We start from the raw sequence: 23,214 nt of genomic DNA on the forward strand, positions 1-23,214 counted from the left end.
CGGGCTGATCGCCGGGCTTTATTGTTCTTCATCTGCAAGGAACGCTTCATCTTCCTCGTCTACGATGTCTGCGCGATCAGCAAGCACCAACGTGCGGGTGACGATATCGCCATCCGTTTGCATCAACAGCTTTACCTTTTGTCCAGGCAGATACTTTTTGAGCAACTCATTGATATCCACCACTGAAGAGACACGTGTGCCTGCGACACTGTAAAGGACATCACCCTCTTTGATTTTGGCTTTCTTGGCTTCAGGAGACAGTACGCCCGTAATCGTTAAGGGATCATCTGTAGGCAGGCCCACAATCGCAGACCAGCTTTCTTCCAACTGTAGTCCCAGACTTGCACGTTTTATTTTGCCATATTTAAAAAACTGATCGATGATATATTGAACGGTATCCACTGGAATCGAAAACCCCAAACTCTCTACGCCGACCGCAGAAAATTTCATGGAATTGATACCAACCACTTCACCCTTCAGGTTGACCAGCGGTCCTCCGCTATTTCCTGGGTTAATCGCCGTGTCGGTCTGAATCAACCGGTAGGTCGCCTCAACACCACGATTCAAGCCGCTAATTACCCCTACGGTTGCCGAGTTGCGCAAAGAAAAGGAAATCGGCGTACCCAAGGCAATCACCGTTTCTCCAACAGTGGTTTGTGAAGCTTTGGCGAAGCTCGCCGGTTTGAGTGATTTGGCATTGATTTTGATTAGCGCCAGATCACTTAGTGCATCGCTGTATGTTTTCGTAATTTTGTATGTATTGCCATCCGTCGTTACGACCACAGGGTTTATTAATCCATCTACCACGTGAGCATTTGTTACAATCCATCCATTGGACCGGATAATGACACCTGTACCATGTGCAAGATTATAACGGTCGTCTGATGTTGCACCGTCCTGCACTTCGGTAGATTTCCCAATAATGCCTACGACCGAAGGAGATACCTTTTCGATCACTTTGGGAATGGCTTCACTTCCCTTGTACGTGTACGTTCCCGATTTGGCATCATATTGTCCACTTCCACCAACTGCCTTGAGCAGATCCTTGGTGTTCACATAGACTTGACCGTCTACCACCTTCGCTTGCATCGCCGCTTTGGATTCAGCTGCACCGGCCGTTGCCGCTACACTAATCGAGAGTACAGCAGCCATCAGTATGGCTATCCCCTTTTTACCCAACACGCTCATATTCTCACCTGACCCTCTCTATACATCCTTCTTGCGCGACTCGACATCGGATTCATTGCTGAATCTATTCTCTCTTTCTCTCATCTGCAATTCCGGTATCCCTCAATGTATCATACAGAATCTGGATATACAATTGTTTTAAGTCCTATTTTAGTAGAGAAGGTAGAATCTTGTTCTATCGCTCGATATAAACGAAAAAAACACCCTCCATGTCTCTCTGGAAAGTGTTCGTCTGTACCTCTTTTGGCTTAAATTACATTTAACGGCATTCCTACTGAGCAAACCAACCCGTTATCATCGCATAGTCTGTCATCAGAAATACCAGTAGGCTGACTACTGCAAATCCGATCGCAAACAGATTTTTCTTCGGTGCCCGAAGAAGCCGAACAACTCCGATGAAAATCAGGATCGTAAATAAGATGACAAAAATATCAAATGCATTAAAATTCGATGTACTCGCCGTGGCAGCTTCTGCAAACAGCATGGATAGACAGACCTCCTTACCATAGTTGAACAGCTAACGCATACCCTAATATCTTCCTCTATGTTATCTGTACCCTGCTTGTAATGCAAGCCCTATCATCCATAAAAATGAAAAAAAGCCAATTTGGCCGAATATTCCTGTATTGCTCGTCATCATGCATATGTAAACACTTTCACGAAATAACTATAGTCCGAAGAAAAACGGTGCATAATTCAAAATTAAAAAGCCCTTCTTCTCGGAAGCAGAGCACATCAGATCGTAATCCAACGTCTCAACCTTTTCGAAAAGAAGGGCCAATACTGCCACTTCATATTGATATAACTACTGGTTAGAGGACCTTAGTCCACCAATTGCAGTGCCTTGCTGCGCTCGGTATCCCGTTCCAGAACCGGCTTCAAGTACTTGCCTGTATAGGAAGCTTCCACTTTAATGATATCCTCAGGTGTTCCAGTTGCAACAATGGTTCCTCCACCGCTACCACCTTCCGGCCCCAGATCAACAACATAGTCTGCCGTTTTGATCACATCCAGGTTATGCTCAATCACCAACACCGATTCCCCAGAATCAACCAGGCGGTGTAATACGTTCAGCAAACGGTCGATATCATCGACATGCAAACCGGTAGTCGGCTCATCGAGGATGTAGATGGTTTTCCCGGTACTGCGGCGATACAGCTCGGAAGCAAGCTTCACCCGCTGGGCTTCACCACCAGACAATGTGGTTGCAGGTTGTCCCAGATTTATATAACCCAGACCCACATCCATCAGTGTCTGCATTTTGCGATGGATCTTCGGAATGTTCTCGAAGAATTGGGTTGCATCTTCAACCGTCATTTCCAGCACATCGGAGATATTTCTGTTTTTATATTTCACTTCAAGCGTTTCCCGGTTGTATCGTTTGCCTTTGCAGACTTCACAAGGAACATAGACATCCGGCAAGAAGTGCATCTCGATTTTGATAATACCGTCTCCACGGCAGGCTTCACAACGTCCACCTTTGATATTAAAACTGAACCGGCCTTTCTTGTATCCACGTACCTTGGCTTCGTTCGTCTGAGCAAACAGATCCCGGATATCATCAAAGACACCGGTATACGTAGCCGGGTTGGAACGTGGTGTCCGCCCGATTGGCGACTGGTCAATATCGATAACTTTATCGATATGCTCCAGACCACGAATCTCTTTATGTTGACCCGGACGTACCCGAGCACGGTTCAGATCACGCGCCAGCGTTTTGTAGAGGATCTCATTGATCAATGTGGATTTACCTGAGCCAGACACACCCGTTACCGCAGTAAATACCCCTACAGGAATCTTCACATTCAGATTCTTCAGGTTATTTTCTTTGGCTCCACGTACTTCCAACCAACGGTCTCCTACACTTCTACGTTCTGTACGAATCGGAATGAATTTGCGTCCACTCAGATATTGACCGGTTAAGGAGTTCTCATCATTCATGATCTCCTCCGGTGTACCCTGTGACATGATGGTACCCCCGTGGATACCTGCACCTGGGCCAATATCAATAATATAGTCGGCAGCCATCATCGTATCCTCATCATGTTCAACCACGATCAACGTGTTACCAATGTCGCGCATATGCGCAAGCGTTGAGATCAGACGGTCATTATCCCGTTGATGCAGACCGATACTTGGCTCATCCAGAATATACAGTACACCCATCAGGCTGGAACCGATCTGTGTAGCCAGTCTGATCCGCTGAGCTTCCCCACCGGACAATGTTCCGGCAGCACGACTCAGTGTAAGGTAATCCAGACCAACATTCACCAGGAAGCCGAGACGGCTGTTGATTTCTTTCAAAATCAGTTTGGCAATCGTCTGCTCTTTCTCAGTCAATTCCAATGTATCAAAGAATCGGCCAGCTTCACCAATGGACAAACTAGTCACATAGGCCATGTTGTGATCATTAATCGTAACCGCAAGACTTTCGCGTTTCAGACGCTGACCTTTACATGTACCACAAGGTTTCGCACTCATGTAACCCTCAATAAATTCACGGATACCTTCAGATGCTGTATCACGATAACGACGCTCCAAGTTATTCACGATACCTTCAAAGGTAACCAGTGCTTCCTTCCGTTGTCCAAAATCATTCTCATAGCGGAAACGGATTTTCTCCGTACCTGTACCCTGCAACAACTTGTTCATCTGCTCAGCTGGCAGATCTTCGACAGGTACATTTTGGGGAATGTTGAAGTGCTCACATACTGACTTCAGGAACTGCGGATAATAGGTGGACGTTCCACCTGTCCAAGCATCAAAAGCACCATCTTCGATCGTCTTGCTGCGATCCGGTACGAGCAGATCAGGGTCAACAATCATTTTGACACCTAACCCATCACAATCCGGGCAAGCACCGAACGGACTGTTAAATGAGAACATCCGTGGTGCAAGCTCTTCAATACTGAATCCACACACCGGGCAGGCAAAGTTGGAACTGAATCGCAGCTCTTCTTCACCCATAATGTCCACCAGGAGTTGTCCACCGGACAAATTAAGTGCTGTTTCAATAGAGTCGGCCAGACGTGCCTGCACATCATCTTTAACGACAATTCGGTCAACAACGACTTCAATCGTATGCTTTTTATTTTTCTCCAATTGAATATCTTCTGACAGGTCACGCAGTTCCCCGTTCACCCGCACACGGACAAAGCCCTGCTTGGACACATCAGCAAATACACTTTTATGCTCGCCCTTACGGCCCGAGATAATGGGTGCCAAAATCTGCAACCGGGTACGCTCTGGGTATTGCATAATACGGTCAACCATTTGCTCTACGGTCTGGGAACTGATCTCCACGCCATGGTCCGGACAATGTGGATGGCCCACACGTGCAAATAACAGACGCAGATAATCATAAATTTCGGTCACGGTTCCTACTGTGGAACGCGGGTTACGACTTGTTGTTTTCTGATCTATTGAAATGGCAGGAGATAATCCTTCGATGGAATCCACATCCGGTTTCTCCATCTGTCCCAGAAACTGCCTTGCGTAAGCTGACAATGATTCTACATAACGCCGCTGTCCTTCGGCATAGATCGTGTCAAAAGCCAGCGAGGACTTGCCTGAGCCACTCAGGCCGGTCAATACAACAAAGCGGTCACGCGGGATGGTAATGTCGATATTTTTCAGGTTATGCGCTCGTGCGCCTTTAATGACAATGTTATCGCTCGCCAATAGTATTCATCCTCTCAAATTTACTAATCCAAACCTTTTAAAAGGCTTTTCGATCCCTCCCAAACCCTCCCTTCCAAGGGAGGGCCCCAGAGGGCGCAGCCCTCTGGACACCCGAAACAAGCGGTGCAACGGTGAGGGGTCGGGTCTTGCTATGTGAAGGGTTGTCGTGTGCCCGCGGCTCCACATAAGGTTCCGGCTCATTTCCGGAGCCTTATGTGGCCGCTCTACTGCGAGGGGACGCTCTCGGCTTCGCCTTGATCGCGGCTAGGTCGCCATTGCCTTTGGCTCGGCTCCAAGGTCAACACCGGGGACGCTCTCGGCTTCGCCTTGATCGCGATAGGTCGCCATTGCCTTTGGCTCGGCTCCAAGGTCAACACCAGGGCGCTCTCGGCTTCGCCTTGATCGCGATAGGTCGCCATTGCCTTTGGCTCGGCTCCAAGGTCAACACCAGGGCGCTCTCGGCTTCGCATTGATCGCGACAGGTCGCCATTGCCTTTGGCACGGCTCCAAGGTCAACACCAGGACGCTCTCGGCTTCGCCTTGGTCGCGTCAGGTCGCCATTGCCTTCGGCTCGGCTCCAAGGTCAACACCGGGACGCTCTCAGCTTCGCCTTGGTCGCGTCAGGTCGCCATTGCCTTCGGCTCGGCTCCAAAGTCAACACCAGGGCGCTCTCAGCTTCGCCTTGGTCGCGTCAGGTCGCCATTGCCTTCGGCTCGGCTCCAAGGTCAACACCGGGACGCTCTCGGCTTCGCCTTGATCGCGATAGGTCGCCATTGCCTTTGGCTCGGCTCCAAGGTCAATACCGGGACGCTCTCGGCTTCACCTTGGTCGCGACAGGTCGCCATTGCCTTCGGCTCGGCTCCAAAGTCAACACCAGGGCGCTCTCGGCTTCGCATTGATCGCGGCAGGGTCGCCATTGCCTTTGGCTCGGCTCCGAGGTCAACACTGGGGCGCTCTCGACTCCCAATTGCTTTCCTATAAACCTTTTAACCAATTTCAACATTTCTATCAGTATAGACTTGATTTCAAGATTTCAACATCTCTTATTATCGGTAGATATCAACGATTTCCTTACTCAACAAGAGAACGGCCAATTGGCCGTTCTCTTGTTACAGATCCATCTTAACTGGAGCATATGAATGAGCAGTATCTTATTCAGCGCGAAGTTCCAGCAACGCATCGCGAAGCTCGGCAGCACGTTCAAACTGCAGGTTTTTCGCTGCATCTTTCATCTCTACCTCTAGGCGCTGAATAAGCGCCTGGCGATCTTTCTTCGACATCTTCTCGGCTGCGCCCGTGAGATAGTCTTTCTTGGATTCGGCAACTTTGGTTGCCTCAATCACATCACGCACTTTTTTGCGAATCGTCTGTGGTGTAATTCCGTGTTTCTCGTTGTACTCGATCTGAATCGCACGACGACGTTCTGTTTCCTTTATCGCCTTATCCATCGAATCCGTCACTTTATCACCGTATAGAATAACGCGACCCTCGCTGTTCCGTGCTGCACGACCAATCGTTTGGATCAGTGAGCGTTCGGAACGCAGGAATCCTTCCTTATCGGCATCCAGTATAGCTACGAGGGATACTTCGGGCAGATCGAGACCTTCCCGGAGCAAGTTGATTCCGATTAGAACATGGAAAACGCCCAACCTTAAATCACGTAAAATCGCCATCCGTTCCAACGTCTTGATCTCGGAGTGCAGATAACGAACCTTGATTCCAACTTCCTTCAGATAATCCGTTAGGTCCTCGGACATCTTCTTCGTTAATGTTGTAATCAACACACGCTCGTCTTTGGCAATCCGGTCGTTAATCTCACCGATCAAGTCATCGATCTGTCCCTTCGTTGGACGCAGTTCAATAATTGGATCAAGCAGTCCGGTTGGACGAATAATCTGTTGCACCATCGTATCGGTATGCTCAATCTCATACGGGCCCGGTGTGGCCGATACATAAATAATCTGATCCATCTTGCCTTCGAACTCTTCGAATTTGAGCGGACGATTATCCAGCGCTGACGGCAGACGGAAACCATGTTCAACCAATACTGTCTTCCGCGCTTGGTCACCATTGTACATCGCACGGATCTGTGGCAGAGTCACGTGAGACTCATCGACCACGATTAACATGTCATCCGGGAAGTAATCCATCAATGTGTATGGGGTATCGCCGCGTTCGCGGAAAGTCAGTGGACCGGAATAGTTCTCAATCCCCGAACAGAATCCAACTTCCTTCATCATCTCGATATCATACCGTGTGCGCTGCTCCAGTCGCTGAGCCTCCAACAGTTTCCCCTGTTCACGCAGCACTTCTAGACGCTCCTCCAGTTCACGCTCAATGTTCACCAGCGCAACCTTCATCGTCTCTTCTTGCGTTACGAAGTGAGACGCCGGGAAGATGGCAATATGTTCACGTTCGCCAATGAGCTCTCCGGTTAACACATCAATCTCCGTAATTTTCTCGATCTCATCACCAAACAACTCAACCCGAATTGCATGTTCGCCCTTGGAGGCAGGGAAAATCTCAACAACATCCCCACGAACACGGAACGTACCCCGCACAAAGTTAATATCGTTCCGCTGATACTGGATCTCTACCAGACGAGACAAAATCTGATTGCGCGGTTTCTCCATGCCTACCCGAAGTGACAGCAACATGCTTGAATACGAGTGCGGTGAACCCAAACCATAAATGCAGGAAACACTCGCTACAATGATGACGTCCCTGCGCTCAAACAACGAACTCGTCGCTGCGTGCCGCAGTTTGTCGATCTCTTCATTAATACTTGAATCCTTCTCGATATACGTATCGGAGGACGGGATATATGCTTCTGGCTGAAAATAATCGTAATAACTGACGAAATACTCAACCATGTTATTAGGAAAAAAATCTTTGAACTCACTTGCAAGCTGCGCTGCCAACGTTTTGTTGTGTGCAATAATCAGCGTAGGACGTTGCAGTTGGGCTATCGTCTGGGCTATCGTAAACGTCTTACCCGTACCCGTCGCACCCAGCAGTGTCTGGTACCTCTTCCCCTCCTGAACACCCTTCACCAATTCTTTAATGGCTGCAGGCTGATCACCTTGGGGAGAAAACTCTGACTCGATTTCGAACGTTTTGTCGCTCATTATAATATCGCTCATTGCCGTATCTCACCCTATCGTCTAAAATAATAGTCACTATATATTGTCGAAGTTCCCCGAATTTTCATATGGGAAAACTTATAGTAATAGGAATATTTGTTCCCGTTTAATTATACCTCGTTCGTTTTAGTGATGCAAACGTGAAATGAAGATAGGAGTGGGTTAATTTATGGATATTGCGACACTTATCGGTATTATTGCCGGAATTGCCGCAGTCATTAGCGGTTTTTTGTGGGAAGGCGGCCAATTGTCCGGTCTCCTGCAAAAAACGGCTGCTTTAATTGTATTCGGTGGAACGATTGCTGCTGTGGTTGCCAGTTTCCCGGCGCATCGCCTTCGTACGATTCCAGCTGCCCTGCGTATGGCTTTTGGACGTAACAACAATGAATCAGGCTTATGGGTCGAAGAACTGGTGGAGATGTCTTCAATCGCACGCCGCTCAGGTGTACTTGCATTGGAACGCAAGGTTATGGATCATCCGCATCCATTTTTGCAAGACGGGATTCAGATGGTTGTTGATGGTACAGATCAGGATGTGGTTCGCCAGATCCTGGAGATGGAGATCGACTCGATTGAACAAAAACATGAGGGCTACGCCAAAATATTCGAATCCGCTGGTGGGTACGCTCCAACCATGGGGATCATCGGAACCGTGATGGGACTTATTCAGGTACTTGGCAGTTTGACCGATCCAACCGGACTCGGACCTGCCATTGCTGTTGCCTTTACCGCAACCCTGTATGGGGTCGCCAGTGCCAATCTTATCTTTTTGCCCATTGCCTCCAAGATCAAATCCAGAGGTGCTGATGAAGTGCAGACGATGGAAATGCTTCTCGAAGGTGTACTTGCCATTCAGAACGGTGAGAATCCCCAGCTTGTACGCAAAAGACTGGAGTCCTTCACCCTCACGCATCGTCAGCATATACGCCCCCTAACAAAGGAGGGATTGGATGAGTCGGCGCAGTAAACGGCGCGGAAAACGTGAAACTATCGATCATCGGGATCGCTGGATGATTACTTATGCCGATCTCATAACCCTGCTTTTGATCTTTTTTGTCATCATGTATGCCATGAGCAATCTGGATTCCGGTAAATATGACGTCGTTACTCAATCATTACAAAATACATTCAATGCGTCCGACTCTATCCTTGAGCTTGGTGAGGGACTCGGTGAGAAACCCGGACAGACGATTACAGAGACTCCACCATCCGAGGTGCAGGGTGAAGATCCTTCAAAAGGTGAAGGAAACCCTTCCGATACCGGGACTGCAACACCAGATGATGACGACAAGCCCCTCACAGAACGGGAAGAACAGTTCAGATCACAGGAGCAGGAATTGCAAAATCTGTTCAATGTGATTACCCAATATATCGAGGATAATAAACTGGAAAATCAGATTTTTGTTGCGGACAAGCCACAGGGCCTATCCATTACCCTCAGTGACCGCTTCCTGTTTGATCAGGGCCAGGCCGCTCTAAAGGACGGTGCAGCACCAACGCTCAGTAAACTTGCCAGCCTGTTTCGGGATCTGAATACCGTTGTCAGCATCGAAGGACATACGGACAATATTCCGGTCGGGGCCAACTCCACGTACAAAGACAACTGGCAACTTTCCGGAGAACGCGCACTGTCTGTATTACGATTTTTTCTGGATACAGAGAAGCTTAACCCGGACGGCTTCCAGTATGCCGGATATGCGGATACACGCCCAACGGGTGACAACACCACAGCGGCCGGAAGACAAAAGAACCGTCGGGTTGAAATAACGGTCCTGCGGCAACTCCAACCTTAATCATCAATATCTCACATATTGCATCATTCCTTATGCAAAGAAAGCACGCTCTAACTGAATTCAATTCAGCAGAGCGTGCTTTCTTTTATGTCGTATTACCTTATGCCTCTACTCCTGGCTGGCTAGGGCGTAGAATCGCAGAGCCTACGGTCAGTAAAATAGCAGCCATGCCAAACAAAATCAATAGTGGCAATGTGATATCCGACAATGTACCGCCAGCAGAGATCGTTTCCACCGCCTGAATCGCCCATTTCTGTGGTACAAAGTTGGCGAGCTTTTGCATATAATCTGGCATCAACGAGATCGGCCAGAAACAACCACCTATCATGCAGGTTGGCATAATGACAAGTGAATTCAGCATGTTGGCATTTTTGGGATTACGGATTAATCCTGCCACGGTACTTGCGATCCCCATGGAGACCAGCATAAATGCGGCCAAGATGATGAAATGAATGCCAAAAGGAATACCGGCATCATAATGCAGCAGCCACCTGCTGACTCCCAAAACTAGAACAATCTGAATCATACCAATGACAAAGCTGCCGAGGAAATTACCAAGCGCAATCTCATATGCACGGACGGGTGCCGTATATACTCTGGCCATCGTACGTTTCCTGCGATCTTCCATTATCACAGCCACTGCACTAGTCAGCAGCCCCATCATAAACATAATCGTAAATCCAGTCACATTGTTCAGGCCTGGCTTGGGATAGATCTGCAGATCGGTGACTTCACCAGCGACTTGATGTTTTCCTATCTCCTGTAAAAGCTGTTCAAATGGCTTCTGTATCTTCACCGCTATCTCATTCTCACTTGAAACAGGACCTGCGGCCACCTTAACAGCTGAAGCAGATTGTTGCAATCCGCTCGTTAAACCTTCAACTGCTGCTCGTAGAGTATAGGAACTTTCACTTATACGCAGTTCCACCAATTGAATTTCGGTTGGCTTTCCTTGTAACAGATCCTCCGTATAATGTGCCGAAATGATGATGCCAGAACTTCCTTTTTGCTGAGCGATGGCTTCCTTCACTTCTGCTTCGTTTGTCATCTGCTTGAGCAAATACTCCTCTTTGCCAGCAAGTTCATGAATCATCCATGTCCCTGCCACCCCTCCATCCTCATTGACATAGGGAATAACAGTACGTGTACTCTGCTCGCTTCCAAATAGAGCAACCGCTCCTGTAACCACCAGGCAAGGCAGAAGCAGAAACGTAATGAAGCCCATTTTACGGCCAAGTGTACGTCTAATCATCAACCAGGCGATGTGTAGACTATTCATATCGGTATCCTGCCTTTCTATAGATCATTCCTGAGATGAACAGTAATACAGCGCATACCACGCCTAACATCAGAATGCTATATACAATCTCTCGTACAGGTGCATCCAGCATCATTCTCAGAAAACTTTGGAGCGCCCAGTGGTTAACCGTAAATTCGCTAATCCGTTGTACAAAATCAATCGGAATGGGCGTGAACCCACCGCTAATAAATGTCATTGCAACGATGATACCTTGGATGGTTGCGCTGGCCGATGCCGAGCTTTTGCATACCAATGCCACGATCACGCCAAGGGTCATGGATGCCAATGTGATACATACACAAGTGAGCACAATATACCAAGGATGCGTTCCCCAATCTACACCATAGAACCAATACGTCATAAGTATGATCGTTGTTGCTTGTAAGGAAGCGAGCAGACTATTACCTGCAATTTTGCCAGCGAAAATAACTCCATTGCCTATAGGCCCAGCCTGAAGGCGAATTAACGTTTTGTTATCACGCTCTCCAAAAAGGCTGGTACTTGTTGTCATGCCTGAGTACAACATGAACATCGCCAGCATGGAAGCTGCATAGTATTGGGAGGCACTATACGCCGTACCTGTCTTACCGGGATTAGTGACAGCAATAGAGGTGGAATTCGCCGTACCAGACTCCGAAGCAGAGGCCATGGCAGTAGTCACTTCCCGACCGAGCACTTTGGTAATCGCCATATGTCGGTTCCATTCATCCGTAAAACGTGTGAACAAAGTTTCACCCAAGGTATTAAGTGTGTTGTCCTTTCCTCGTATCCACTGTAACCTGGCCTCTTTCCCCGTCATCACGTTTTGCTCAAAATCCGAAGGAATCATTACAGCAAAGTCTAGCTTGCCGGTACGCAGCGAATGGACTGCCTCTTCTTCTGTCGTAAAGTTCTGCACTTGGACCATCTCAGCTACCGCCGGGGAATTCACGAATGTATCCAGTGCTTGATTAACCGTACTTGATCCTCCACCAGATTCAGTATTCAAATGGATGATTCCCACACGTACAGTATCCGGAATAACATCCTCCGCCGTACCCATCGTACTGGAAAGTGCCGTACCCAATATAAAAATCAGTAACAACGGCAAAATGAACAGGTTTAACACTACAGATCGAATCTTAAGAATACGCCTCAATTCAAAGATGCAAATATGCCATATATTCATCTCTTGTTCCCCCTAGTCCCGAAGCGTACGCCCGGTCAGATTGAGGAACAACGTTTCCAGATCCGGCTCTTCGACCTTGAGCGACTGAATGGATACTTCATGTTTGCTGCAAATGAAGAGCAGATCCTGGAGATCCTGCTGTGCCGAAGGCAGCGTAATGGTCAGTGTATTCTCTGAAACGTCTACCATCCGTACGCGGGGGTGAAGTTTCAGTTCTTCTACAACGTCGGCACCGATACCGGAAGTGGAGAGCACTACTTTTTCCTCCGATGCTACCCGTTCTCTCAGCTCTGCTTCAGTCCCACAGGCAATAATTCGCCCCTGATCCATAATCGCAACCCGGTGACTAATCGCCGCCACTTCCTCCATGTAATGACTTGTATATATGATCGTTGAACCCATCTTGTTAAGTGTGCGTACCGATTCAAGAATATGATTCCGAGATTGCGGATCAATGCCAACTGTCGGTTCATCCATGATAGTTAGATCCGGGCGATGTGTAATCGCACATGCGATGTTTAACCTGCGTTTCATACCACCAGAGAAGGTCGAGGGGGCATCCTTTGCTTTATCCTGCAACCCTACAAATTCAAGGGACTCCTGCACTCTTTCCTTAAGCAATTTTCCACGCAGTCCATACAGTCTGGCAAAAAAGGTCACATTCTCCGCAGCAGACATGGTTTCGTATAAAGCCAGATCCTGCGGCACGAGTCCGATCTTGCGCTTTACTTCTAGCGGTCGCTCCTTGACCGAGATCCCATCTAATCTAATTTCACCCTGATCCATATTCAGGAGCCCTGCAATCATGCTGATGGTGGTACTTTTGCCTGCTCCATTGGGACCGAGCAATCCAAAAATCTCGCCTTTGCCAACACTAAGGTTCAAATGATCCACGCAAAGCTTGTTGCCGTATCGTTTTACTACATGATCTACTTCAAGTATGCCCATCCCTTTTACGCCCCTTTTCCGTTTCGGCCTTCGCCGCTGGATTTCATAATTTTATTGTAATGGATCGCAATCTGTAGCGAAGGTACAAAAAGTCATGAATCGAAGGTGACTTAAGTCATCTCCTGATTCGAATGCTGCTTATGGTATAATCAAGGGCGCATTACCAAGAGATTTTGTACTCCATTTTTTAATAAAGGATGTCATTTACATATGCCGATGCGGTTTCTGCAATACGGATTAATTATCGTTCCAGCAGTACTGTACATGTTGATGCTGCCCTTGGAAAACGAAGCGGTCTACACCCTGTATATCATCATCGCACTTGGACTCTCCGTGTGGAAAGATTTTAACCGTTCAAGTACACAGCAATGGCTGTTGCTTCTGGCCGAAATACTCTGGAGCTGCTGGCTGATTGTTTCGTATGGACCGTTTCTGCTATTCCTCTCTCTATCCGTGCTCTACGTATATATATACAGACTGGAGGGAAGTAGGAGATGGTTGATGTTTGCGATTCAGCTCATTGCTAACAATGTCGCTTTGCATTGGCATTATTCTGTCCCACAGGCATCGCAGCCTGGGTTAACCACACTAAATACAACCGCCACTGCATTACTCTCCACAGAGACAATTGCGATGGTTCTTGGCAACCTGCTTCTGCTCATCACAGCGGCTCTGTCCTGGCAGGGATCAAGAACGGCGAGCAGCCGCGGACAACTGGAACAAGTCTATGACGAGCTCCGCAGCAAACATTACGAGCTACAAGAAGCGCGTGCGCAGCTGCTGTTATTTACAAAGCAACTTGAAGGAGTGGCTCAGGCAGAGGAACGTACCCGTATCTCCAGACAGCTTCATGACGATATCGGGCATCGACTGATTTGCACCAAAATGATGTCGGAAGCCGCCCTGCTGACCCTTCCCCTGAATATGGAACAAGGAACGGAAATGGTGAGACAGATTCGCGATCAATTGGCCGATAGTATGGATGATATGCGCAGCACACTGCACAAACTGCAACCTAATTCCTATGCATCCGAAGCCTACGCCCTGGATCGTCTCCTAGAGGAAGTGGGCAGAGATACCGGCGTGAAGACAAATTATGAAGTTCATGGCCCATCTCATGTGCTGTATCCCAGCATACAGATCGTTTTGTTCAAAAATGCCAAAGAAGCCTTGACCAATGCCCTGCGACATGGAAATGCTTCTTCGATCACAGTGGAGTTGGTATTCGGGGATCAAGAAGTGTGTATGAGTGTGAGTAATGATGGCAAAATCAATCCTCATTCTTCCAAGCGAAATGGCATAGGACAGGAAGGCATGCTTCTGCGCACACAAATGGTGGGAGGAGTCCTGGAGATTCAATCAGCTTATCCGTATACAGTGATTACACGCATTCCATTAACGAACCAGATGGATATACTCTGAAAAAAGGAAGTGAATGTTTTCATGTCCAAACGGAATGATGTGAACCAAAACAATGATTCAGCCCAACTCCCACTTATTCGGCTGATTCTCGCCGACGATGATTACTTCATTCGTGAGAGCCTGAAAGTGCTGCTCGGACTGGACTCCGGCATTCGCGTTACAGGCACAGCCTCAAATGGACAGGAAGCGTTGGAATTGCTTGAAGCAGGAACGCCTGCGGACGTGGTGTTGATGGATATTCGGATGCCGGAATGTGACGGAGTTGAAGGTACCAAACGCATCAAGTCATGTTTTCCTGAAATCCAGGTGCTCATGCTGACTACGTTTGACGACGATGAGTATATTATTCAGGCATTGCAGAATGGCGCAAGCGGTTATTTACTCAAAAATGTGCCCCCTGAGCGGATCATTCAAGGCATCAAGACCGTACATAACGGCGATATGTTAATTCATCCGGATATTGCCCGCAAATTGGCAGGCCTTCTCCGTCCCGCTGCGATTCCCCTGACACAGAACCCAATCGAAGCCTATGGACTGACACGTATGGAGTTGGCGGTTGCCGAGGCCATATCGGAGGGGTTGTCCAATAAGGAAATTGCCGCCAAACTGTTCCTCAGTGAAGGCACAGTCAAAAACTACGTGACGGATATTCTCGGCAAGCTGAGCTTGCGTGATCGGACCCAAATCGCCATCTTTATGTTAAAACAATAACAAAAAAGGTATTTCCCTTGCCTGCGACGGCGTTAGGAAATACCTTTTTCATTGCTTGATTTATGCAACATACTTCATCACGTATGCTTAGTGGTTACATCTCTATGGAACCTTTATCACTGGACACAGGGGCTGGCGGTAACGCCAAGGGAGCTTCGTCCCTTTGTGGTTTTTTCAGACGGGCAAACAATTTGAGGTTGATGATATGGAACAGCGTCAGTGGACGTAACCGAATCGCCCAGACCTCGTGATTGTCCGGTGCCATAATGACCCCAAGCTGATGATGCTCCCCTTCATAGATCGCTCGTTGCATGAACTTGCTTTCTCCCTGATGATTGCGAACCTCAAGTTTGCAAAAAGCCGGGTTCATCCGCAGGGCACGATGTAACTCTTCCGGCGAATGAACCAACTTACCATTCACCTTGTACAAGGTCTCTCCTGCTTCAATCCCCAAATCTGCAGCAGGACTCTCCGGAATAACAGCCAATACCTTCAGCCCATGCTGCGGATGGACAAATACCGGACTGCGGTTTTGCTCTTCAAACGCGCTGTACCATACCAGAAATTCATGTCCAATAAATGCGATTAGTGCAGCAACCAACATGAGTGGAGACCACCATGCAGCAAGCAAACTGAACACGAGCAAAGTTGCCCCATATATCATCAACCGCTTCGATGAGATCTGTACCTTTTGTCCCGGAAGCATACTCTGCGTGATCTCACCAAATCCGAGCATAATCGGTAACGCAACCAGCATGTAACTATGTCCTGCATTCATCAGTGGATTCCAAGCCAGCTCCGCTCCACTGCCTGTGACCGGGACAAGAATTAGTAGAGGAATGGCCCAGAACTGTTGCAGTTGATATCCACCAACCAGTTTCCCGCGTTTTCCCTCGAAGAGAAGCGGTGATGCCATCGATACCCCCTGCATGCGTACCAACAGGGCTTCACCCATATGTAGAAGCGCCGCCAGGACAAGCAGTGCAGGCATATCCAGGGTACGTAGCGTTTCCGTTACACTACCCATCCAACCCGATGGTTGCCAGCCTGAAGCCAGATTCAAACCAAATTGCATCACACCCAGTAACCCTGCCGCATAAGCAAAGCACAGATACCGGATACGGAACAAGGATAGAATTAATGTTGCAGCCCATATGCATATCAGGCTTCCCAGTGTAAGATGTGCACCGAGGAATAGGGACACAATTGAGACGATGGTACCAATGAGTATGCCTCCGAGCACGGCACGAATCGTCTGTGTTATCGAGCTTTGCAAACGAACATGGAACAATTTACGCTCCTGCAGTAACTGACGATGATAGATCAGCGCAATCAGGATCACCGCAATATAATAAAACGGCTGAATAAACAAATGCAACAAAGCTTCCCCTAATGTAGTTAACCACGGCCATACCCATTCCATTGTGGTCGGTCACCCCTCTCTTTCAGCCGGTTCAGAAAAAAAGAAGGCTGAAAATCAGCCTTCTTTATGGCTTCGACACAGCGGACGAAATATCCTTTGAGACATTTTCGATCGCGCGTTTCAGCTGTGCATCATATTGAGGATTGGCAATACGTTCAATCAGAGCCGCTTCCAGTGATTCAGCGGTTTTCTCGTCAATCTGGCCTGTAGCCTGAATGCCTTTTTGCTTCTGGAATGCCTTGACCGCTTCTTCTGTCTTCTGGTCGTAGTATCCGTCCACACGATCCGGTTTGAAATCGAGTCCTCTCAGCATCGTCTGCGCACTTTTCACATCCGTGCTATTGCTGTCATATTTCAGTGGTAACTTCTCTTTGTTAATCGGTGCCACCGAGAAATAATCCGGCTGGTCTACCGCTATATCCGGTTTGATTCCTTTTTCATGAATCCAGTCTCCGTTCGGAGTGAGCCACTTGGCAATGGTGATCTTCAGCAAGCTTCCGTCACCCATCTGTTTGTCATAACTCGTCTGGACGGTTCCTTTACCAAAGGAGTTTTCACCAATCAACTTAGCACCTGCTGACTGTTGTAATGCACCGGCCAAAATCTCCGACGCACTCGCACTGCCTTTGTTCATCAGGACTGTGACTGGATAAGCTTTGGCTGATCCAGTGGACTTGCTTTGTTCCTTTTTGCCGTTCTTGTCTTCAACTTGCACAATAACCTTGCCTTTAGGAACAAACTGTTCAGCAATATCAATAACGACTTGCAATACACCGCCTGGGTCATTCCGTACGTCGATGACCAGACCTTTCATGTTCTGCTTCTCAAGCTTCGCCAACTCTTCCTTGAAGCGATCGCCTGTATTCAAAGAGAATTGAGTAATGGCAATAACGCCAATTCCGCCATCCTCCATGTGAGCATATACGGTCTCCAGATCAATGTCATCCCGTACAATGACAAATTCAATCAGCTCGGAAGATCCGGCACGTTTGACCTGTACCTTCGCTTCACTGCCCTTGGGACCTCTGATTTTGTTAACAGCCTTGTTCAGTTCCAACCCTTGCAGGGATTCGCCGTTGACCGACATAATCATGTCTTTTGCACGAATACCCGCTTTCTCGGCAGGTGATCCTTTGATCGGGGAAACAACAACAACGTTTCCATCCTGTGAGGATACCTCTGCGCCAATACCGGTAAATGAACCTTCGATCGACTCTTCAAACTGAGCAGCCGTTTCCTGCCCCATATAGTTGGAGTAAGGATCACCAAGCGATTCCATCATGCCGTTGATCGCACCGTCAATCAATTTGGTCTGATCCACGTCTTTATAATAGTTGCTTGAGATCAAATCCATCGCAGTTTCAATCTTTTTCAAATCGTTCTTCTGCTGTGTATTGCCGGTTACACTAGCCAGCAAACCTTCGCCCGCTGTGGTTTGGTTTGCTATTCCCGGGTAAGTCATTAGTACCAGGGTTAGCAAACTCCCACCCAGGAGACCCACAATGACAAGCAGTAGCGCCGATCTTTTCTTCATCATCCGTTTGTCACCGCCTTTAGTTTTGAAGCGTGTCCGATTCCATTGTTGCCAGAATCTATTCCCTGAACATGCCAGCTTATTATATGTCTAGCTTGTACGGAATATGTTTTTTCCATTCGAACGATGGAGCAATAATTACAAATAGTTCATCGGATTTACAGCGGTACCGTTATCTCTCACTTCAAAGTGCAAGTGAGGTCCAGTAGAGTTCCCTGTATTTCCTGACTCAGCAATGGTATCCCCTTTGCTTACTGTGTCTCCCTTGCTGACTTTGAATCCACCTTCGCGCAAGTGACCATATAACGTCCATAGTCCACCGCCGTGGTCCACAATAACCGTATAGCCATAACCGCTATACCATTCAGCCATGATCACGATTCCGCCAGAAGCAGCGTGAACCGAAGTTCCCTGAGGAACAGCAAAATCGACACCGGCATGCATTTTACCCACTACGCCCGTAATCGGATGGGTACGGGGACCGAATGGAGAAGAAATACGTCCTCCAGATACCGGTCTTGAGAAGATACCATTACCGGATGAATACGTGACCTCACTGCTGCTATCCGAACTCACTCTGGTTGGCGCCTTGGCAGCAGCCTTCGCCCGAGCTGCAGCCAAGGCTTTTGCTTTGGCTGCGGCCGCAGCCTGCTGTTCACGCAATTTATTTTTCTCTTGAAGAAGTGCCGAACGTTTGCTGGCAATCTGCATTAATACATCTTCCTGCTCTTGTGTCAGCTCTTCTGACTCTTCAATTTTAGCATCATATGAAGCGAGAAGCACTTGCTTTTCCGCTTCTTTTTCATTCAATTGGGACTTGCGCTGTTTCTTCTGTGCATACAGACTCTTGGCTTCCGCATATTGCACATCCAATTCTGCCTTTTTGTCCACGACCAGTTGCTTGTCCGCTTTGTGCTCATCCAGCAGATGCTGATCCTGATCCACAATTGTTTTGAGTGAATCCGCACGGGTCAGGAAGTCAGTGAAGCTAGTAGAGGACAACAATACATCCAGATAGGATACAGCACCGTCCGTATACATCAGGCGTACGCGTGACTCCAACAATTTTTCCCTTGCAACAATGCGTTCTTCTGCCGCTTGCAGATCTTTTTTTGTTGTACGGAGATCTTCCTCCGTGTTCTCGATCTGCAAGGATACACTCGCCAGTTCATCACTAACGACATTGATCTGTTCCATGACAACCTTCAGATAAGCGTTGGTTTTGTTCTTGTAATGCTGTGCTTCCTTTTTGTTGGAAGCCGCTTTTTTTTGCTCCTGCTTGGCAGAAGCCGCCTTGCTCTCCAGTTGCTGAATCTGTTGGTCAATATCGCTGATGCTACTCTTGGCATATCCGTCAGAAGGTTGAAGCGTCAAACTGGCCAATAACGTAAAGGCCAGCAGCGAAGCGGTTTTTTTCAAAATGATGATCCCCCATCCTATGATTTCACAAGAAAGCAACCTGCACAGGTGGTGAACAGCATGTTCTTTGCTTTCTTCAATCTTAAAAGACTCCGTCTTTCCTACATATCGTCAAACAGCGTCCATTAATGAACCTGCTTTACCATTCTTTTCGACATATTCTGCAATTCGATCGTTGAAAACAAAATTAAACGTTGAGTGATTTCCGAATGGACAGTGTACTTCCCAAAATACCTACCAGCACACCGAGTCCGATCAACAATGTTCCAAACAACAACCAGATTTCGCCCAGCGGAATCAAGTTAAGCATCTGCATGAAGACATCCTGACCAATCGTCTTCATCAACTGGCTATATCCAACAAACAGCACCCCAACCGTAATGACCGAGCCAATAAATCCAATGAGTGCACCTTCAATAAAGAAAGGCCAACGAATAAAGGTATTGGTTGCGCCAACCAACTTCATAATTCCGATCTCCCGGCGACGTGCCAGAATCGTTACGCGAATCGTATTCGAGATCAGGAACATGGACATGAGACCCAGTCCCCCGACAAAAATAAATCCGATGTTACGAACAAGCTTCGTAAATTTGAACAACACTTCCACCGTTTCCTTGCCGTAGTTCACTTTCATGATTGGCTTCTCCGGGTGTTTTTCGTTCAAAGCTTCGATTTTTTGCGCCACAAAAGTGACGGTTTCCGGTTCAATGACCTCAACTTCAATGGTCTCCGGCAGTGGGTTGTTGTCCACATCGAAACCGCTAAGCACGTTATCTGCACTCTCTCCAAGACGCTCACGGAACTCCTTGAGTCCTTCTTCCTTGGAAACAAAACGAATCTCACTTACTTCAGGCATCGCGCTGATTTCTTGCTCCAGTGTGTTACGCAGGTTCTCGTCCACATTCAGTTCGAGGAACGTGCTGATCTCCACTTGGCTATCAACCTGATTCGCCATGGAGTTCACATTGAGCACCAACAGCATGAACACGCCAAGAATCAATAAGGACACAATGATGGACATGATGGAGGCCACGGACATCCAGCCGTTGCGGAATACGTTTTTGAATCCCTCCCGCAGATGGCGCAAGAGAGTACTAAAATTCATAACCGTATTCCCCTCTCATCTGATCCCGTACAATCTGTCCACGTTCAATGGCGATTACCCGTTTACGCATCGTATTCACGATATCTTTGTTGTGGGTCGCCATAACAATGGTTGTTCCCCGGAAATTAATCTCATCCAGCAGCTGCATAATGCCCCATGACGTCTCCGGATCGAGGTTACCTGTAGGCTCATCCGCGATAATAACCGATGGGTTATTGACGATAGCCCGTGCAATGGCAATACGCTGCTGTTCTCCACCCGAGAGCTGCGAAGGTTCACGATTCGCCTTGCTGCGCAGTCCCACCAGATCAAGCACTTCCATCACTCGTTTCTTGATATGACGCTTCGGTGCTTCAATAACTTCCATGGCAAATGCCACATTCTCAAATGCTGTCATCCGTGGCAGCAGACGAAAATCCTGGAACACAACGCCGATGTTACGACGCACATAAGGAATCTTTCTTGGCTTCAACTTACCAATATTAAATCCGTTAATGGATATTTGTCCTTTGGTCGGAACTTCTTCTCTGTACATCAATTTCATAAATGTCGATTTACCTGCGCCGGACGGACCGACGATATAAACAAATTCATTGCGGTCGATCTTCACCGACACCCCTTGTAATGCGTGGGTCCCATTGGCGTAGGTCTTCCACACGTCCTGCATTTCTATCACATCATCACTTCCTGCTCGCATAGTTAGCCATTATCATTTCGACACAATCCCGGCATTTCCTTTAAAAAGACCTGAATTTCATCAGGAAAAATCCACTTCGTCCCTATTTCGTTGGTGAAGCATGGATTCATATGAAGTTTATTGTAACAAATTTGTTACCTATTGAGTACCCGAAAGTTTTCCTGCATTGGATCATATATATAGAAAGTGTTACAAAGTGCGGAACAACAGAAGTATAAAGGAGCGTACGGTTATGAAAAAAATACATGTGACGGTCATTGTTCTATTCTCCATCCTCTTGATCGGCTCCGCGTCTTATGGATTGCTGTATATGTACGTGAATCAACCTGCCCTGCCCAAAGATGTTCATGTTGGCGGTATGCTGGTGGAGGGGAAGAATCGCAAGAACGTATTGCATGAATTAAATGAACAGATCCAAAAGCTGGAGGACTGGCCTGTTACCTTTGAAGTGGCTGAACCCGATCCCCAGACGATGACGTATACCGCAGCTCAGGTGGGGGTGAGTTACAACGTTAACAGCTTGGAATCCGCGATACAGCAGCTGGAGGAAGGTAACTTATGGGAACGCGCTTATGCACGTTATCATTTTCCGAAAGAGTTCTCTCTGGATATGAGCTACGACTTACAGCCACTTCAAGAACATCTCAGCCCTGCCTGGGAAAAAGAAACCTTCGGAACACCTGCGGACGCTGTTCGCCGCATTACCACAAATGACAAAGTCCAGTATATCCCGGAAAAGGGCGTCCGCCGGATTGATTGGGAAACACTCGGAAATCTCATTCAGACGAAGCTACACAAGGATTTCAGTGTACTGGGCCCGGATGAGAAACCTGCCCCATTGCTGATCCAGGTACCACTGTATACGCTGAAGCCTGAAGTAACCCTTGATTCGCTACGCCAGGAAGGCATTGACCGAAAGATCATCCAGTTCTCCACGGGTCTGGGCAATAGTAGTGAAGGCCGGATACATAATGTCAGCGCAGCGGCGGAAGCGATTAACGGCATGATTTTGCCACCAGATGCCACATTCGATTATGAGAAGGTCGTCCGTAAAGCTGAAAAGGAGTATGGGTTTCGTGAGGCCCCGGTTATTGTTAATGGCAGACTCACCCCCGGAATTGGCGGGGGAATCTGCCAGGTATCCAGTACGGTGTATAACGCAGCGCTATTGACGGGTCTTGATATTATTGAACGTCGCAACCACTCCCTGCCGGTCAAATATTTGCCAAAAGGACTGGATGCCACCTTTGCCTCTGGAGCCATCAACTTTCGCTTCAAGAATAATACCGGAAAATCCTTGCTCATTCATGCAGAGGTGAAGAACCATCAATTGATGGTGAAATTTTTCGGCACATTCCCGGAGAATGTCAGCTATGCACTTGAATCTCGTACCATTGAAACATTAAGTGTTCCAGTAAAGTATGTGTCGAGTGCGGTACTGCCTGATGGTGCACAGCAGGTGCTGCAAGACGGACAGCCTGGATATATTGTCGAGACGGTAAGAACCAAAAGGCTGGACGGCAAAGTGGTCGAATCCAAAACGATTACACGAGACACGTACAAAGCTCAGAATCGCCTGATTGCCCGCTCCGGTCATAGCAGCCTGCCTGATCCACAAGGGCCTTCTGTGGTCGAGGACGGGATTAGCGATACAAAACAGCCTTAATTTTTTTCAAAGCAAC

The 23,214-nt window shown here is 47.8% G+C and carries 17 protein-coding genes; 5 read left to right on the forward strand and 12 right to left on the reverse strand.

The genetic code is table 11. From position 1 onward, the window contains the following. Positions 1–18 precede the first annotated feature (18 nt). The 4 genes from MKY87_RS12480 to uvrB form a co-directional block, all read right to left on the reverse strand. On the reverse strand, positions 19–1,188 hold the full coding sequence (locus MKY87_RS12480) for a S1C family serine protease (protein ID WP_340912511.1): 1,170 nt from the start codon (positions 1,186–1,188) through the stop codon (positions 19–21). 271 nt (positions 1,189–1,459) lie between these two features. After that, positions 1,460–1,672, reverse strand: coding sequence for a hypothetical protein (locus MKY87_RS12485; protein ID WP_017692026.1), 213 nt, complete (start codon positions 1,670–1,672; stop codon positions 1,460–1,462). Between the two features lie 338 nt (positions 1,673–2,010). Continuing rightward, on the reverse strand, positions 2,011–4,869 hold the full coding sequence (gene uvrA / locus MKY87_RS12490) for an excinuclease ABC subunit UvrA (protein WP_062837044.1): 2,859 nt from the start codon (positions 4,867–4,869) through the stop codon (positions 2,011–2,013). A 1,151-nt stretch (positions 4,870–6,020) separates the two neighbouring features. Next, complete coding sequence (uvrB, locus tag MKY87_RS12495; RefSeq protein ID WP_091013102.1) at positions 6,021–8,012, reverse strand: excinuclease ABC subunit UvrB; 1,992 nt, start codon at positions 8,010–8,012, stop codon at positions 6,021–6,023. A gap of 169 nt (positions 8,013–8,181) precedes the next feature. Here uvrB and MKY87_RS12500 point away from each other — a divergent pair, with 169 nt between their 5' ends. Together MKY87_RS12500 and MKY87_RS12505 are read left to right on the forward strand one after the other, a co-directional pair. Beyond that, positions 8,182–8,979, forward strand: a complete 798-nt coding sequence (locus MKY87_RS12500; protein WP_339179764.1) for a flagellar motor protein — start codon at positions 8,182–8,184, stop codon at positions 8,977–8,979. After that, positions 8,963–9,805 (forward strand): flagellar motor protein MotB, encoded by an 843-nt coding sequence (locus MKY87_RS12505; protein ID WP_340964655.1) that lies wholly within the window; start codon positions 8,963–8,965, stop codon positions 9,803–9,805. The genes MKY87_RS12500 and MKY87_RS12505 overlap by 17 nt, the downstream gene beginning before the upstream one ends. 100 nt (positions 9,806–9,905) lie before the next feature. Here MKY87_RS12505 and MKY87_RS12510 read toward each other — a convergent pair whose 3' ends face one another. Genes MKY87_RS12510 through MKY87_RS12520 form a run of 3 tightly spaced genes read right to left on the reverse strand, consistent with a single transcriptional unit; the run spans position 9,906 to position 13,221 of the window. Further along, the gene (locus tag MKY87_RS12510) at positions 9,906–11,084 is read right to left on the reverse strand and encodes an ABC transporter permease (RefSeq protein WP_340964657.1); all 1,179 of its coding nucleotides are present in this window, start codon (positions 11,082–11,084) and stop codon (positions 9,906–9,908) included. Further along, positions 11,077–12,273, reverse strand: a complete 1,197-nt coding sequence (locus tag MKY87_RS12515; protein ID WP_340964659.1) for an ABC transporter permease — start codon at positions 12,271–12,273, stop codon at positions 11,077–11,079. The genes MKY87_RS12510 and MKY87_RS12515 overlap by 8 nt, the downstream gene beginning before the upstream one ends. A gap of 12 nt (positions 12,274–12,285) precedes the next feature. After that, a complete protein-coding gene (locus MKY87_RS12520; RefSeq protein ID WP_340964662.1) occupies positions 12,286–13,221 on the reverse strand; it encodes an ABC transporter ATP-binding protein in 936 nt (311 codons plus the stop codon). Positions 13,222–13,431: 210 nt separating this feature from the next. On the opposite strand from MKY87_RS12520, the gene MKY87_RS12525 reads away from it, so the two are divergent. Together MKY87_RS12525 and MKY87_RS12530 are read left to right on the forward strand one after the other, a co-directional pair. Further along, complete coding sequence (locus tag MKY87_RS12525) at positions 13,432–14,643, forward strand: sensor histidine kinase (protein WP_340964664.1); 1,212 nt, start codon at positions 13,432–13,434, stop codon at positions 14,641–14,643. A 21-nt stretch (positions 14,644–14,664) separates the two neighbouring features. Continuing rightward, positions 14,665–15,354: a response regulator transcription factor gene (locus tag MKY87_RS12530; RefSeq protein WP_289390469.1), complete on the forward strand. Its 690-nt coding sequence runs from the start codon at positions 14,665–14,667 to the stop codon at positions 15,352–15,354. A gap of 94 nt (positions 15,355–15,448) precedes the next feature. Here MKY87_RS12530 and MKY87_RS12535 read toward each other — a convergent pair whose 3' ends face one another. From MKY87_RS12535 to ftsE, 5 genes are all read right to left on the reverse strand, one after another. Then, positions 15,449–16,777: a PDZ domain-containing protein gene (locus tag MKY87_RS12535; protein WP_340964667.1), complete on the reverse strand. Its 1,329-nt coding sequence runs from the start codon at positions 16,775–16,777 to the stop codon at positions 15,449–15,451. 64 nt (positions 16,778–16,841) lie between these two features. Further along, complete coding sequence (locus tag MKY87_RS12540) at positions 16,842–18,314, reverse strand: S41 family peptidase (RefSeq protein WP_340964670.1); 1,473 nt, start codon at positions 18,312–18,314, stop codon at positions 16,842–16,844. A gap of 135 nt (positions 18,315–18,449) precedes the next feature. Beyond that, the gene (locus MKY87_RS12545; RefSeq protein ID WP_340964672.1) at positions 18,450–19,730 is read right to left on the reverse strand and encodes a murein hydrolase activator EnvC family protein; all 1,281 of its coding nucleotides are present in this window, start codon (positions 19,728–19,730) and stop codon (positions 18,450–18,452) included. Between the two features lie 187 nt (positions 19,731–19,917). Then, positions 19,918–20,835, reverse strand: coding sequence for a permease-like cell division protein FtsX (gene ftsX, locus MKY87_RS12550; protein ID WP_091013078.1), 918 nt, complete (start codon positions 20,833–20,835; stop codon positions 19,918–19,920). Then, on the reverse strand, positions 20,825–21,511 hold the full coding sequence (gene ftsE / locus MKY87_RS12555) for a cell division ATP-binding protein FtsE (protein WP_024631580.1): 687 nt from the start codon (positions 21,509–21,511) through the stop codon (positions 20,825–20,827). Before ftsE ends, ftsX begins: the two co-directional genes overlap by 11 nt. A gap of 253 nt (positions 21,512–21,764) precedes the next feature. Here ftsE and MKY87_RS12560 point away from each other — a divergent pair, with 253 nt between their 5' ends. After that, a complete protein-coding gene (locus MKY87_RS12560) occupies positions 21,765–23,198 on the forward strand; it encodes a VanW family protein (protein ID WP_340964674.1) in 1,434 nt (477 codons plus the stop codon). The last annotated feature ends 16 nt before the right edge of the window (positions 23,199–23,214 follow it).

Source organism: Paenibacillus sp. FSL R7-0198, from assembly GCF_038000415.1.
Classification (GTDB): domain Bacteria; phylum Bacillota; class Bacilli; order Paenibacillales; family Paenibacillaceae; genus Paenibacillus.

Bases quoted from the DNA above. Each gene is read 5' to 3' on its own strand.
- MKY87_RS12560 (WP_340964674.1), top strand. From the start codon at position 21,765: ATGAAAAAAATACATGTGACGGTCATTGTTCTATTCTCCATCCTCTTG.
- MKY87_RS12525 (WP_340964664.1), top strand. From the start codon at position 13,432: ATGCCGATGCGGTTTCTGCAATACGGATTAATTATCGTTCCAGCAGTA.
- MKY87_RS12510 (WP_340964657.1), bottom strand. From the start codon at position 11,084: ATGAATAGTCTACACATCGCCTGGTTGATGATTAGACGTACACTTGGC.
- MKY87_RS12530 (WP_289390469.1), top strand. From the start codon at position 14,665: ATGTCCAAACGGAATGATGTGAACCAAAACAATGATTCAGCCCAACTC.
- ftsX (WP_091013078.1), bottom strand. From the start codon at position 20,835: ATGAATTTTAGTACTCTCTTGCGCCATCTGCGGGAGGGATTCAAAAAC.
- MKY87_RS12520 (WP_340964662.1), bottom strand. From the start codon at position 13,221: ATGGGCATACTTGAAGTAGATCATGTAGTAAAACGATACGGCAACAAG.
- MKY87_RS12535 (WP_340964667.1), bottom strand. From the start codon at position 16,777: ATGGAATGGGTATGGCCGTGGTTAACTACATTAGGGGAAGCTTTGTTG.
- MKY87_RS12485 (WP_017692026.1), bottom strand. From the start codon at position 1,672: ATGCTGTTTGCAGAAGCTGCCACGGCGAGTACATCGAATTTTAATGCA.
- MKY87_RS12515 (WP_340964659.1), bottom strand. From the start codon at position 12,273: ATGAATATATGGCATATTTGCATCTTTGAATTGAGGCGTATTCTTAAG.
- MKY87_RS12480 (WP_340912511.1), bottom strand. From the start codon at position 1,188: ATGAGCGTGTTGGGTAAAAAGGGGATAGCCATACTGATGGCTGCTGTA.
- MKY87_RS12505 (WP_340964655.1), top strand. From the start codon at position 8,963: ATGAGTCGGCGCAGTAAACGGCGCGGAAAACGTGAAACTATCGATCAT.
- MKY87_RS12540 (WP_340964670.1), bottom strand. From the start codon at position 18,314: ATGATGAAGAAAAGATCGGCGCTACTGCTTGTCATTGTGGGTCTCCTG.
- uvrB (WP_091013102.1), bottom strand. From the start codon at position 8,012: ATGAGCGATATTATAATGAGCGACAAAACGTTCGAAATCGAGTCAGAG.
- MKY87_RS12500 (WP_339179764.1), top strand. From the start codon at position 8,182: ATGGATATTGCGACACTTATCGGTATTATTGCCGGAATTGCCGCAGTC.